General features: G+C 72.0%; 7 protein-coding genes. 6 read left to right on the top strand and 1 reads right to left on the bottom strand.

The window, feature by feature from the left end:
• The first annotated feature begins 142 nt into the window (after positions 1–142).
• From AB0M63_RS38680 to AB0M63_RS38655, 6 genes are all read left to right on the top strand, one after another.
• Positions 143–1,267 (top strand): lactonase family protein, encoded by a 1,125-nt coding sequence (locus tag AB0M63_RS38680; RefSeq protein WP_366022637.1) that lies wholly within the window; start codon positions 143–145, stop codon positions 1,265–1,267.
• 335 nt (positions 1,268–1,602) lie between these two features.
• On the top strand, positions 1,603–1,980 hold the full coding sequence (locus tag AB0M63_RS38675; protein ID WP_355921797.1) for a hypothetical protein: 378 nt from the start codon (positions 1,603–1,605) through the stop codon (positions 1,978–1,980).
• Between the two features lie 235 nt (positions 1,981–2,215).
• The gene (locus AB0M63_RS38670) at positions 2,216–6,022 is read left to right on the top strand and encodes a helix-turn-helix domain-containing protein (protein ID WP_366022636.1); all 3,807 of its coding nucleotides are present in this window, start codon (positions 2,216–2,218) and stop codon (positions 6,020–6,022) included.
• A 155-nt stretch (positions 6,023–6,177) separates the two neighbouring features.
• Positions 6,178–7,029 carry an NlpC/P60 family protein gene (locus AB0M63_RS38665; protein ID WP_355921803.1) on the top strand — a complete coding sequence of 284 codons (852 nt, stop codon included), beginning with the start codon at positions 6,178–6,180 and terminating at the stop codon, positions 7,027–7,029.
• Positions 7,030–7,295: 266 nt separating this feature from the next.
• Positions 7,296–9,353 carry an elongation factor G gene (gene fusA, locus AB0M63_RS38660; protein WP_366022635.1) on the top strand — a complete coding sequence of 686 codons (2,058 nt, stop codon included), beginning with the start codon at positions 7,296–7,298 and terminating at the stop codon, positions 9,351–9,353.
• Positions 9,354–9,751: 398 nt separating this feature from the next.
• Positions 9,752–10,078, top strand: coding sequence for a putative quinol monooxygenase (locus tag AB0M63_RS38655; RefSeq protein ID WP_366022634.1), 327 nt, complete (start codon positions 9,752–9,754; stop codon positions 10,076–10,078).
• 52 nt (positions 10,079–10,130) lie between these two features.
• Here the strand turns inward: AB0M63_RS38655 and AB0M63_RS38650 are convergent, their stop codons facing one another.
• Complete coding sequence (locus tag AB0M63_RS38650; protein WP_366022633.1) at positions 10,131–11,888, bottom strand: coagulation factor 5/8 type domain-containing protein; 1,758 nt, start codon at positions 11,886–11,888, stop codon at positions 10,131–10,133.
• Positions 11,889–12,085 lie beyond the last annotated feature (197 nt).

Here is a 12,085-nt window from a genome sequence, read left to right as displayed (position 1 = left end):
TGCCCCGTCCTGAAACCTAAGCTTGCGCCGGCCGCACGCACAGCTTCGTGCGCGCTGTGGACTGTGCGGCGATTCGGGACGACTGTTGCTTCCCATGGTCGAGATCAAAAGGGCTGTGTCCCGCAGAACGATGTTGGGCGCCATGGCGGTGTCCGCGACCGCGGCCGCCGTGGCAGCGCCGTCGGCCGAGGCCGCGCCGCAGGTGAGACCCGATCTTCTCTATGTCGGCAGTTGGAACAACGGACAGGTGTACGGGGTCCGGTTCGACCCTGTTGAAGGGCTCCTGACGTCCATCGGGCCGGTGGCGCAGGTGAGTTCGGGCTGGGTGACGGCGCATCCGGACCGTCCGGTGCTCTACGTCGGCAGCCAGCTCGACGGTGGAATCGTCACCGTGTTCGCCGTGGACCGCTCGACCGGCGCGCTGACACAGACCGGTCAGGTGAGCACGGACGGCGGCGGCACGGCCGGCGGTGGCCTGTCCCACCTCGGCGTGGACCGGCCCTCGGACACCCTGCTCGTCGCCAACTTCGAGGCGGGCCAGGCCACTTCACTCCCGATCCACCGGGACGGCTCCCTCGGCGCACCGGTGTCGGTCGTCACGGACACCGGATCGGGGCCCAGCCCACGGCAGTTGGGCCCGCACCCGCACCATGTCGTCGTGGCACCCGGCCGCCGCCACGCCCTGGTCGCCGACTTCGGCGCCGACCGGGTCTTCGTCTACCGCTTCGACGGTACGACGGGCGCGCTGTCCGCGGGCGAGGACGGCCCCGGCGCCTACGCCACCGACGCCGGTGCCGGCCCGCGACGGCTCGTCTTCCACCCCGACGGACGCAAGGCGTATCTCCTCACCGAACTGACGGCCGAACTCCAACTCCTCGACTGGGACGGAAGGTCCGGCGAGTTGACACTCCGTCAGAGTCTCGCCGTCGACTCTCCCGACTTCACCGGCACCAAGAGCGGCGCCGAACTGGCCATCAGCCGCGACGGCCGCTTCGTCTACGCATCGAGCCGAGGCGAGAACACCCTCGTCGTCCACGAGGTCGAGCGCGGGACCGGGCAGCTCTCCCTCCTCCAGCGCATCCCCAGCGGGGGCCTGAAACCCTGGAGCTTCACCGTCCACCCCGGTGGCCGCTGGATGTTCGTCGCCAACGAGGCGAGCAGCACCCTCGACCTCTTCGCCATCGACTCCCGCTCCGGCCTGCTCACCGCCACCGGAAACTCCCTGCCCCTGCCGAACCCCGACTCCGTCACCGTCTGCGCACGCTGAGATCCCGCCGCGCGCGATGGGCCATCGATCCCGCGCGGCAAGGGGCGGGGCTGATCCGGCGCCGCACCGGAGACGAGCCGGCCCCGCCGCCACGGCCCGCCGGCCGTCCCCGATGTCATAGGCGGCGAGAGCGTGGCGATGGCCTCGGCGCACGACGGCCGACGCGGCCGCGTTGACCACCCCCGCGTGACATCGCAGGTCACACACGGTTTCCCGGGCCCCGCCCGGACGGGCAACAGGAAACCCGTCGACCCCGGTGGTCCACCGGGACAGGCTGATCCCCGTCAGCACGAAGCACGGCCTGCGACCACGCAGGAGACCCACTAGGGGGAAACATGCGCAAGATGTTGAGTGCCGCCGCGGCGCTCGCGACCGCCGCCACCGCGGTGGTGGCGATGACCGGTGCCGCCCAGGCCGCGCCGGCGAGCAACAGCACGGTGTACGGATGCGCGTCCGGGAACGTGTGCATCTGGGCGGAGGGCGTCAACCCGGTCGACAGCCCGCACCCGACCAACCAGTACGCCAGCTACGGCGCCCACAACCTGAGCAACCAGTTCGGGTACCACTGGGTCCTCAACAACCAGTACGGCGGGGCCGGCGCGGACCTGTGCAACAACTACGGCGGCACCAACTGCGTCGAGCACCTCGCGCAGGACCAGTGGACCTACACGAACCTCACCCCCATCAACTCCATCAAGCTCAACCGGCCGTAGCGGACCTTCCGCCACGCAGACCACGGGGGAGCGACTGCCGGGACCGGTCCACGCCGGTCCCGGCAGTCCCGTTTTCGCCACTCAGGTGAAAGTCTTGGCTCCCTGTCCGACCCCCGCAGTAACCTGGGCATCCGCCGTCTCACGATCCGGGCAGGCCAGTGCCAGGGGGGACGCCTTGGGGGACCAGGCACACGAACAAGCGGGCGCGGACCGGACCGACCAGCCGGAAAGCCCCGTGCAGACCACACCGTCCTTTCCCGCGCAGCTACGCCGGCTGCGCCGGGAACGCGGACTGTCGCTCGCCGACCTCGCGCATCGGACGCACTACAGCAAGGGCTATCTCAGCAAGATCGAGACCGGCGTCAAGCGCGCGACCGTCGACGTAGCCCGTCAGTGCGACCACATCCTGCGCGCCGAGGGCGAGTTGCTCCGGCTGGTGCGGGAGGCCGCCCCGGCGGAGCGCGGCGGCGGACCGTCCGCCGACACCGGGGCACCCGCCTGTCCGTATCGCGGACTTGCGGCGTTCACCCCGGCGGACGCGGGCTGGTTCTTCGGCCGGGAGCGGGCCACCGCCGCCCTCGTCGAGCGGGTGTTCCAACGGGTGGGCGGCGGACCGCTGTTGCTGGTCGCCCCGTCGGGTGCCGGCAAGTCCTCGCTGCTGAACGCCGGACTCGTACCGGCACTCGGGCGTCCCGGCGGCTTCCCGATGCCGGGCGCCGACCGCTGGCCGGTCGTCGCACTCACCCCCACCGCCCATCCGCTGGAGGAACTCCTCGAACGGGCGGCGAAGGTCCTCGGCAGCGATCTCGACCTGACCGCGCGGCAGTTGGCCGACCGCCCCGAGGCCCTGCTGGAGGCGGTCCGTGCCCGCTCGGACGACGCCCCGCCCGGCCCCGACGGCCGCCGCCCGCCCCCGGTCCGACCGGTGCTGCTCGTCGACCAGTTCGAGGAACTCTTCACCCTCTGCTGCGACGACAGCGAGAGACGGACCTTCGTACGGGTCCTGCGCGCGCTCTCCACCGTCCAGGACGCCGCCGCCGTCGTCGTCCTCGGAGTCCGCGCCGACTTCTCCGGACGCTGCCTCGAACTCCCCGAACTCGCCCCGGTGTTCACCGACGGCCTGTTCGTCCTGCTCCCCATGTCCGTGGCGGAGCTGCGCGAATCCATCACCCGCCCCGCCGAACTCGCCGGCGTCACCCTCGAACCCGGCCTGGTACCACTGCTGTTGCGCGACGCCGGCCTGCGCGACGAACCCGGCACCGCGCCCCACCCCACCACCCCGGACGCCACCCCGTCCGGCGCCCTGCCCCTGGTCTCCCACGCACTCCTCGCCACCTGGCAGCAGCGCGAGGACACCACCCTCACCGTGGCGGGCTACGAGCGCACCGGCGGCATCCAGGGCGCCGTCGCCCGCACCGCCGAGACCGTGTTCGCCCAGCTCTACCCGGCCGAGCAGAAGACCATCCGGCGGGTGCTGTCCCGGCTCGTCCAGGTGTCGGACGACGGGAGTGTCGCGACCCGGCGCCGGGCCGGCCGCAGCGCCCTCATGGAACAACTCGCCGACGCCGACGCCGCGTCGGCCGCCCTCGACGTGTTCGTGCGGGCCCGCCTGATCACCGTGGACCGCGACACCGTCGAGATCACCCACGAGGCACTGCTGCACGCCTGGCCCCGGCTGCGCGACTGGATCCACGCCGACCGCGCCGGACTCCTCATCCACCAGCAACTCGCCCACGCCGCCGCCGAATGGGAGCGCGAGCACCACGACCCGTCCGCCCTCTACCGCGGCACCCGCCTCGACACCGTCCGCACCTGGGCCGACGAACTCGACGGCCGCAGCCGCCTCGGCCCCCGCGAAGAGGCCTTCCTGCACGCCAGCCAGGCCGAGGAGGACATCCGCCGACACCTGGCGAAGCGTCAGATCCGGTTCAGGCAGGCCCTGTTCGCCACCCTCGCCGTCCTCCTCGGCCTCGCCCTGACCGCCGGCGGCCTCGCCTACCAACAGCGCGCGAGCGCCCTCGACCAGGAACGCGTCGCCCGCTCCCAGGCCCTCGCCGTGCAGTCCACCTCCCTGGCCGGCGGCCAGCCCGAGGCGTCGATGCTGCTCGCCGAGGCGGCCTACCGCGCCGACCACACCCCCGAGGCCCGAGGGGCCCTGCTGAGCACCCAGGCCCAGGCCTTCTCCGCCCGCCTCGTCGGCGACCGCGGGCCGGTCAACGCGGTCGCCTTCGCACCCGACGGCGGGCTGCTGGCGACGGCCGGTTCGTACGGCACCGTACAACTGCGCCGCACCACCGACCGCCGTACGACCGCCACGCTCACCGTCCCCGGCCGGGTCCGGTCGGTCGCCTTCGGTCCCCGCGGGGCCACGGTCGCGGCCACCTCCACCGACGGGCCGGTACGGATCTGGGGCACCGACGACCACCGGGTGCGGACCCTGCTGCCCGCGAGCACCAAGGGTGCCCGCGCGCTCGCCTTCGACCCACGCGGCCGCGGCCTCGCGGTCGCCGCCGACGACGGAACGGTCCAACTGTGGGACCTGGGCGGCGCCCACCCGACCGGGACCCGGCTCGTCGGACACACCGGCCGGGTCAACACGCTGGCCTATGCCCCCGACGGACGGACCCTCGTCTCGGGCGGCTCCGACCGGACCGTACGCCTGTGGGACACCGACCGCGCCCGCCCCCTCGCCGTCCTGCGGGGGCACACCGACGAAGTGCTCGGCGTGGCGTTCGCGCCGGACGGGCGGAGCGTGGCCTCCGGCGGTGTCGACCGGACCGTACGCCTGTGGGACGTGGCCTCGGACCGGTCCACGGCGACCCTGACCGGACACAGCGACGACGTCAACGCGGTCGCCTACACACCGGACGGCAGCACGGTCGTCAGCGCGGGCGGCGACGGTACGACCCGCCTGTGGGACGTGCGCACCGGCCGGCCGGCCGCGGTCCTCGCCGGGCACACCGACTATGTGATGTCGGTGGCCGTGAACTCCACCGGGACGACCCTGGCCACCGGCGGGTTCGACCAGTCCGTCGTGCTGTGGGACCTGCGTGGACCGGTCCTGACGGCCCGCCCGTTCACCGAGGTCTCGCAGGCCGCCTACAGCCCGGACGGAAAACTCCTCGCGACCGCCGACGCGGACCACACCGTACGGCTGTGGGACGTGGCCCGGCGCCGGGTCGTCACCACGTTCACCGGCCACCACGAGAGCGTGTTCTCGGTGGCGTTCGACCCGGACGGCCGCACCCTCGCCTCGGCGGGCTCGGACGGTACGGTCCGGCTCTGGGACGTCCGCTCGCACCGCCCGCTCGCGACCCTCACCGGCCACACCGGGGACGTGTTCTCCGTCGCGTTCGCTCCGGACGGCCGGACCCTCGCCTCGGCGGGCGCCGACCGCACGGTCCGCCTCTGGGACGTGCCGACCCACCACCAACTCGCCGTCCTGAAAGGCCACTTGGACTCCGCCAACGATGTCACGTTCAGCCCCGACGGCCGTACCCTCGCCAGCGCGGGCGACGACCTGACCGTCCGCCTGTGGGACACGGCCACCCACCGCGCGCTCGCCACCCTCACCGGACACACCGGCGCCGTCCGGGGCGTCGCCTTCAGCCCCGACGGCAACACCCTCGCCAGCAGCGGCAACGACGGCACCGTCCGCCTGTGGGACGTCCGCCACCGCCGCCCCGAGACCTCCCTCACCGGCCACACCGGATCCGTGCGCGGCATCGCCTTCTCCCCGGACGGCCGGTTCCTGGCGAGCAGCGGCAGCGACCGTACGGTACGGCTCTGGGACGTGACCGGACGGCGACCGTGGGCCACCCTCACCGGACACACAAACGCGGTGTGGGGCGTCGTGTTCGCCCCGGACGGCCGGACCGTCGCCAGCAGCAGCAACGACGGGACCGTACGACTGTGGGACCTGGACCTCGGCGCCCGGCTCACGCGCATTTGCCGGCTGCGCCGTGCGATCGGGCCGCAGGAGCGCAGGACGCTGCTGCCGGCCCTGCCCGTGTCCTTCACCCCGGGGTGTGCGCGGCCATGACCACGGGCGGCCAAGTGCCCCTGGTGGGAGGGGGTTTCCCCAGGGTTTCCCGTTGCCCTTCCGGGTGGGGTGACGCAGGATCCTCGACCGGCCGGGGCCCGCTCGGCAGGCTGGTGCACGACCACTTGTCGCACACAGAAATCGGGGGTCCCGGCATGCTCCGGCGGACCGGAATCATCGGCACACTCATCGGGCTGCTCGCCCTCGTCCTCTGGGCCCCGGCGGCCGTCGCAGCCCCGGCAGCCCCGGCGGCGAGCGGCTGCGGAGTCCTCGCGTCCGGCGGCTCCGCCGCGGCCGAGCGCGCGATCGCCGCCGCCTGCGCCCAGGTCGACGCGGGCACCTGGTACACCTGGGGCGGCGGCCACGGCGCCCAGCCCGGCGCCACCTACGGCCAGGTCGACCCCACCGACCCGGCCAGCGACCACGACCCCGAGCGGCTCGGCTTCGACTGCTCGGGCCTGGTGCGGTACGCCTACGCGCAGGCCACCGGCTCGGACATCCTGGGCGGCGTCGCGAGCCAGCAGTACTACACGGTCCGCGCCGCCGCCCGCTTCACCGCCGCCCAGGGTGAGGCCCCGCTGCTCCCCGGCGACCTGCTCGCCTACGGCACCTCGCAGAGCCTGCACCACATCGCGATCTACCTCGGCGCGGGCAAGATGGTCGAGGCGAAGCAGTCCGGCACCCATCTGATGGTCAGTGATGTCCGCCTGGGCGGCGACTACTTCGGCGCCGTGCGCGTCAACACCGGTGCGGTGACCGGGCATGTCTTCCAGACCTGGGGCACCGGGGTCTGGACGAAGTCGGCCCCCTCGGTGAGCGCCGCCCGCGTGTACGCCTTCCCCGACTCCACCACCATCCGCGTCGAGTGCCAGAAGCACGCGGAGGTCGTCACCTCCGACGGCTACACCAACGACGCCTGGGCCTATCTGCCCGACTACAAGGCCTGGATGACCAACATCTACATCAAGGGCCCGGCCTGGCTGGACGGCGTGCCCACCTGCGCCTGATCCGCATCCGAAAACCTGGTGCCTCATCACCCCGGGCTTCCCTACACTCGCCACATCCGTTGACGAGTGAGGGGAGCCCGCTGTGCGTGACCGCACCGCAGTGATCCTCGTGTCCTCGTCCCTCCGGTGCCCGCCGCGCGGCCGGCACCGGACGCCCGTGACGAGTCTCTGACGCCCCTGACAGTCTCTGACGTCACGTCAGTTGGCCTCTCTCGTACGGGAATCGCGCCGCCCTGCTCGGAATCACTCTCGAAAGGCCACGGGCCGTGCGCACCGAACGCCCTCGCGTCAACCCGCTCACCGCCGTCCGCAACCTGGGCATCCTCGCCCATGTCGACGCCGGCAAGACCACCGTCACCGAGCGGTTCCTCCACCTCACCGGCATCACGCACAAGCGCGGTGAGGTCCACGACGGCACCACCGTCACCGACTTCGACCCCCAGGAGCGCGACCGCGGCATCACCATCTTCGCCGCGGCCGTCACCTGCGCCTGGGACGGTCACCGCCTCAACCTGATCGACACCCCGGGCCACGTCGACTTCGCCGACGAGGTCGAGCGTTCACTGCGCGTCCTCGACGGCGCGATCGCCGTGTTCGACGCCGTCGCCGGTGTGGAGCCGCAGAGCGAGTCGGTGTGGCGCCAGGCGGACCGGTACGGCGTGCCGCGCATCGCCTTCGTCAACAAGCTGGACCGCGCGGGCGCCGACCTCGACACTGCCGTCGCGTCGATCCGTGAGCGGCTCCATCCGGCGCCGCTGGTGGCGCAGTTGCCGATCGGCACGGAGGACGGCTTCACCGGAGTCGTCGATCTGCTGCGGATGCGGGCACTGGTGTGGGCCGACGGTGACGGCGCGATGACGGAACTCCCGGTGCCGGACGCTCTGTTGGAGGAGGCGCGGCGGCGTCGGCGGCTTCTGGAGGAGGCGGTGGCGGAGCTGCATCCGGTCGCTCTGGAGGAGTTCTACGCCGAATCCGCCCTGTCCGCCGAGACGTTGGGCACGGCGTTGCGCGACCTGACCCGCACCGGGGACGGTGTGGTCGTGCTGTGCGGCTCGGCCTACCGCAACCGCGGCATCGAGCCACTGCTGGACGCCGTGGTGGCGTACCTGCCCTCGCCGCTGGACGTACCGCCGGTCCGGGGGACGTACGAAGGTGTCGAGCAGGAACGGCGGGCGGACCCCCAAGTCCCCCTCGCGGCACTGGCGTTCAAGGTGAGCGCGACGGCGACCGGCCGGCTGACGTATCTGCGGATCTATTCGGGCACGATCGAGAAGGGAGACACGGTGTGGGACTCGGGCGCGCGGCGCACCGAGCGGATCGGGCGCATCCTGCGGGTGCAGGCCGACCGGCACGAACGCCTGGACCGGGCGGTCGCCGGGGACATCGTCGCCGTGGTCGGACTGACGTCCGCCCGCGCAGGTTCGACCCTGTGCGCACCCGGCGCCCCGCTCGTCCTCGAACCGCCCACGGTGGCCGACCCGGTGGTCTCCGTGGCGGTCGAGGCACGGCGGAGCACCGACACCGACCGGCTGACGTCGGCCCTCGCGCGCCTCGCCGAGGAGGACCCCTCGCTGGTGGTGCGGACCGACTCCGAGACCGGCCAGACGGTGCTGTCCGGCATGGGCGAACTGCACCTGGAGGTCGCGGTGGAGAAGATCCGCCTGGCCACGGGCGTGGAGGTCGACGTCGGCCGTCCGAGGGTCGCCCACCGGGAGACGGTCGTGCGCGGGGTGTCGGGGTTCGTGTTCCGGCACGTCAAACAGGACGGCGGTGCGGGCCAGTTCGCGCATGTGGTGCTGGACGTCGAACCGCTGGACGACCCGGGCTTCGAGTTCCGCTCGACGGTCGTCGGTGGACGGGTGCCGCAGGAGTACGTCCGCTCGGTCGAGGCCGGCTGCCGTGACGCCCTCACCGACGGGCCGATCGGCGGGTTCCCGGTGACCGGGCTGCGCGTCACGCTGACCGACGGCTCGACCCACGTGAAGGACTCCTCGGAGCAGGCGTTCCGCACGGCGGGCCGACTCGGCCTCCGCGACGCCCTGCGCGCCTGCGCGACGGTCCTCCTCGAACCGGTCGTCGAGGTCACGGTCACCGTCCCGCAGGACGCGTTCGGCGCCGTCCTCGGCGACCTGTCCGCCCGCCGCGGCCACGTCACCGGCTCGACGACCCGCCCCGGTTCGGCCCTCGTCACGGCGACCGTTCCCCTGTCCGAACTCTTCGGCTACGCAACGAGATTGCGCAGCCGAACCCAGGGCCGGGGCACGTTCACCGCGCGGCCGACGGGGTATGCGCGGGTGCCGGGCGGGGTGGTGACGGCTCGGTAGCGGTGCAGGGGCGGGAGGTGTCTCCGTGTGGGATGCCTCCCGCTGCCGGCCCGGGGGAGGCAGGCTCTCGGCGGTACACCTGTCCCTGGGGGAAACTCGCAGGCTGTGCATGGAGATTGCGCGTTCTGATGCGGGGCGGGGAGACGTTCACTGTCCGGCCGCTGGGCACGCGCGGGTGCCGGGCGCGGTGGCGACGCACGGACGGGAGGTGTCTCCGTGCGGGACGCCTCCCGACTCCGGTCCCGAGGAGACAGGCTCCCGGTGGTACGCCTGTCCGTGGGCGACCGTCCGATTCCCGCCCCCGGTCGCGACGCATCCGCGGCGAGGCACCTCCCGCCGCCCGCCCGGGCAGGGCACTCTCAGGACGACGACACCCGCCCCCGCCCCAGGAGCCCCGCATGATCTTCATCGCCGTACGCTTCCCCGTCCGCCCCGAGTACCGCGACCAATGGCTCGACCGCGTCGCCGACTTCACCGCGGCGACCCGGGCCGAGCCCGGGAACCTGTTCTTCGAGTGGTCGGTGGACGTGGCCGACCCCGGCCGCTTCGTGCTGCTGGAGGCGTTCGCCTCGCCGGAGGCCGGTGCCGCGCATGTCGGTTCCGAGCACTTCAAGGCGGCGATGGCGTGGATGCCGGACGTCGTCGCGGCGACTCCCGACATCATCAACGTCGAGGTGGCGGGCGGGGGTTGGTCGCCGATGGCGGAGATCACGCCTCGGGTGTGACGGTGGCGGGTGCGGGTCGGAGGGGGAGCTCCGGCCCGCACCCGCCACGACCTCAGGGGTACGACACCACCGTGGACGGGACCGTCGACGTGCCCGAAGTCGCCGCCCCCGTCTCGTTGATGACGTGTTCGTACTGGCCCTGCCCGCCGAGCGAGACGACGAGCAGGTCGTGGAACTTCACGCCCGCCCGGTTCGGCGCGGCGAAGCCGTTGTGCTGCACGATCGTCGGGTCGACGTTGTAGTAGCAGTAACTACCAAGCCCCCAGCCCTCGTGCACGGTCACGTTGTCGGCGACCTTGTAGGCCGCGTACCCCTTGACCGAACCGTTCTGGATCGCCGCCTGGTTCGGGGCGTCGTACGCCTTCTCGTTCTGGAAGAAGATCGTGCGGCCCCGCTCGCCGTTCCACTGGACGTCGTACTTGTTGAAGTGCTCCACGAACAGCCCGGTGATCAGCACGTCGGCGCCGTTGACGACGACGCCGTAGTCCGCCCGGTTGGTGTCCCAGCCGACGCCCGTGCCGTGGTCGGCGCGCCAGACCCAGGTGTGGTCGACGATGGTGTGGCGGTTGTTGATGACCATGCTGGTGGTGGCCTTGCCCGCGCCCGCGCCGCCGATGCGGACGAACACGTCCTGGACGGTGGTGGGGTTGGCGGAGTGGTCCGTGGTCGTGCCCGAAGGGCCCACTTCCAGCAGGGTGTTGGAGTTCACCGTGCCCGCGTCGATCAGGAAACCGGCCAGCCGTACGCCGTCCACGTCGGCGGTCTTGAGGGCGGTGACGCCGTTGTCGGGGACGAGGGTGGCGTAACCCAGGCCCAGGACAACGGTGTTGGCACGGTTCACCTGGATCGGCTGGTCGAGGTGGTAGATGCCGGGCGTCAGCAGCAGGTGAAGTCCCTGTGTCAGCGCCTGGTTGAGGGTCGCGGCCGTGACGCCCGGCTTCGCGACGTAGAACTGCGACAGGGACAGCGAGGTGCCGCGCGGTGTGCCGTTGCCCCAGGTCACCCCGCTCGCGTTGGTGCGCTTCTCGGGGAGGAAGACGCGGTACTCGGTGCCGTTGAGGTACAGGAAGGGCTTCTCGCGGGAGACCGGTGTCGTGGCGAGGGTGGTGTACACCGGGTTGGGGAAACCCTGTGCGGGAGCGCCCTGCACGCCTGAGAACACCATGTTCCAGACGCCGTTGAGCCAACTGCCGATCACGCTGTCGCGGGTGTACCACTGCTGCTGCGAGTACGGGCCGACCTGCCCGTCGATCCGGCTGTCCGCGATGTAGCCGCCGCTGGCCCAACCGTAGCCCGTGGGGGAGAGGTTGAGCCCGCCGCGCACGTGCATCCGACGGAAGGGGGCCGCCTGAGCCACGGCCCACCGGTCGGTGCCGTTCACGGGGACCAGCGCGAGGTTCTCCGCCGAACGCCAGAAGTTCTGCGTGGCGTTGCCGTTGAACCAGCCGGCGTCGACCGTGACATCACCGTTGATCGTGGTGTCGTCGGGGGACAGGCCGAGGCCCGCGATCGAGGTGTAGAAGCCGAGTTGAGCGTTGAGCCCGGAGTAGGTGCCGGGCTTGAACAGCAGCGCGTAGCGGCCGGTGCCGAACTGGGCCGTCTCCTGCTGCGCGAAGATCTGGTCCAGCTTCGCCTGGATGCCGGCCGTCGACGGGTCGAAGACGATGACGTTCGGGCCGAGGTCGCCGCCACCCGGGAGGGCGCGCGGCCGTACAACCGCGGGGGCTGCTGAGGCGGGCGTCGGCAGCCCGGCCAGCGCGGACGCCGCGGCGGCGGCGCCGAGGACGGTTCTGCGGGGAACTGGGGACATAAGGCGGCTCTCCTTGTTCATGAAATGAACGCCGGTGGGGTTGGGAGCGCTCTCTCGCGGAGGAATGCTTCAGGTCCGTGAACGCGGCCGTCAAGAGATACGACCGAGTTCGACGAGGGGCGTCCAAACTCTTGACGCGTCTGGCTTCCGAGGTTTAACTCACGTCCTAAATTAAGTCGTGAGTGCATTCCCTGAAG

It is taken from the genome of Streptomyces sp. NPDC051576 (assembly GCF_040681835.1).
Lineage (GTDB): Bacteria > Actinomycetota > Actinomycetes > Streptomycetales > Streptomycetaceae > Streptomyces.
This window is presented reverse-complemented; position numbering and strand designations above follow the sequence as displayed.

What these genes read in the sequence shown, in the direction of transcription:
- AB0M63_RS38680 (WP_366022637.1), top strand. Translation starts at nt 143, where the DNA reads ATGGCGGTGTCCGCGACCGCGGCCGCCGTGGCAGCGCCGTCGGCCGAG.
- AB0M63_RS38675 (WP_355921797.1), top strand. Translation starts at nt 1,603, where the DNA reads ATGCGCAAGATGTTGAGTGCCGCCGCGGCGCTCGCGACCGCCGCCACC.
- AB0M63_RS38665 (WP_355921803.1), top strand. Translation starts at nt 6,178, where the DNA reads ATGCTCCGGCGGACCGGAATCATCGGCACACTCATCGGGCTGCTCGCC.
- AB0M63_RS38655 (WP_366022634.1), top strand. Translation starts at nt 9,752, where the DNA reads ATGATCTTCATCGCCGTACGCTTCCCCGTCCGCCCCGAGTACCGCGAC.
- AB0M63_RS38650 (WP_366022633.1), bottom strand. Translation starts at nt 11,888, where the DNA reads ATGTCCCCAGTTCCCCGCAGAACCGTCCTCGGCGCCGCCGCCGCGGCG.